Origin of the sequence: Hydrogenophaga flava NBRC 102514 (assembly GCF_001571145.1) — a bacterium.
Lineage (GTDB): Bacteria > Pseudomonadota > Gammaproteobacteria > Burkholderiales > Burkholderiaceae_C > Hydrogenophaga > Hydrogenophaga flava.
Genome location: NZ_BCTF01000058.1, coordinates 1 through 2,144, shown reverse-complemented (window position 1 = coordinate 2,144; position 2,144 = coordinate 1). Strand labels below are relative to the sequence as shown.

Below are 2,144 nucleotides of genomic sequence, written 5' to 3'. Positions count from 1 at the left end.
AACTACACGGGTGCCATCCCCGTGGCGACCTACACCGTCACCGACGGAGCCGGCGGCACCGACACCTCCACGCTCACGCTGACCATGAGCCCGGTCAACGACGCGAGCGTGCTCACGCCGGACACCATCACCACGCCCGAAGACATCCCGGCCACGGGCAACGTGCTCACCAACGACGTGGACGTGGACGACGCACTGAGCGTCAGCGGCTTCACGGTGGCGGGCGATGCGACGGCCTATACAGCAGGCCAGACGGCGGTGATCGCCGGCATCGGCACGCTGACCCTGGGCAGCAACGGCGCCTACACCTTCACGCCCGAGACCGACTGGAACGGCAGCGTGCCGCAGGTGAGCTACACCACCAACACGGGCAGCAGCAGCACGCTGGACATCACGGTCACGCCGCTGGACGACACGCCCTCGATCTCGGACGACGTGGCGACCACACCCGAAGACACGCCGGTGGTCATCGACGTGCTGGCCAACGACAGCGACTCCGATGGCGACACGCTGACCGTGACGCAGATCGACGGCCAGGCGGCAACGGTGGGTGTGCCCGTCACGGTCTCCAACGGCACGGCCACGCTCAACGGCGACGGCACCATCACCTTCACGCCGGCACCGGACTACAGCGGCCCGGTGAGCTTCACCTACACCGCCACGGACGGCACCACGCCGGTGACGGCGGACGTGAACGTGACGGTCACGCCGGTCAACGACGCGCCGGTGGCGGTGGACGACAGCACGACCACGCCGGAGGACACGCCGGTGACGATCCTGGTGCGCTCCAACGACAGCGACGTGGACAACGACCCGCTGACGGTCACCAGCTTCACCGCCCCGGCCAACGGCACGGTGACGATCGATGGCAGCGGCAACCTGGTGTACACGCCGGACCTGGACTTCACGGGCACCGACACCTTCACCTACGTCATCAGCGACGGCAACGGCGGCACCGACACGGCGACGGTGACGCTCAACGTGGGCGGCATCAACGACGCGCCCGAAGCCAACCCGAACACCAACAGCACGACCGAAGACGCGACGCTGAACGTGAACGCGGCCAACGGTGTGATCCTGGGCACGGTCGGTGCGGACACGGACATCGACGGGGACACGCTCTCGGTCAGCGCGGTCGCCTTCGGCGGCACGCCCGGCACGGTGGGCGCGGTGCTCTCTGGCAACTGGGGCAACCTCACGCTCAACGCCAACGGCAGCTACACGTATGTGCCCAACGCGGCGGCGCAGGCGCTGGATGCCGGCGAGAGCCAGAGCGACGTGTTCACCTACACGGTCAGGGACCCGGGGGGCCTGACGGCCACGACCACGCTGACCATCACGGTCAACGGCCTGAACGACGCGCCGGTGGCGGTGGACGACAGCCGCACGACGGCCGAAGACACGCCGGTGACCATCTCGGTGCTGGGCAACGACACGGACGTGGACGGCGAGACGCTGACCGTGACGCAGATCGACGGCCAGGCAGCGACCGTGGGGGTGCCCATTGCGGTGGCCAACGGCACGGCCACGCTCAACGGCGACGGCACGATCACGTTCACGCCCGATGCGGGCTTCAACGGGGTGGCGGACTTCGGCTACACGATCAGCGACGGCACGGCCACGGACACGGCCAACGTGCACGTGGTGATCGACGACGTGAACGACCCGCCGGTGGCGCAGGACAACGTGGTGGCGGGCAGCGAGGACAGCCCGGTGAGCTTCGACCCGAGGTCCAACGACACGGATCCGGACGGCGACCCGCTGTCGATCACCGAGATCAACGGCAACCCGATCACGACGGGCACGCCGGTGACGCTGCCCCAGGGCGTGCTGAGCCTGAACACGAACGGCACGCTGACCTTCACGCCCAATGCGAACTTCAACGGCAACGGGGTGACGTTCCAGTACACGGTCGATGACGGTCGTGGCGGCACGGACACGGCGACGGTGACGATGAACATCGCGCCGGTCAACGACTTGCCGGTGGACGGCGACGAGACGAACACGGTCACGGAAGACACAACGCTGACGGTGGCCGACAACGCTGTGGGCGACCTGCTGAACAACGCCAGCGACGTGGACGGCAACCCGCTGAGCATCAGCGGCTTCACGGTGGCCGGTGACGGGACCAGCTACACGGCAGG

At 68.2% G+C, this 2,144-nt stretch carries 1 protein-coding gene; it reads left to right on the top strand.

All coding sequences use genetic code 11. The features are described from left to right. The coding region (locus HFL01S_RS24320; protein ID WP_157539122.1) for a cadherin-like domain-containing protein at nt 1-2,144 on the top strand (2,144 nt) is incomplete at both ends.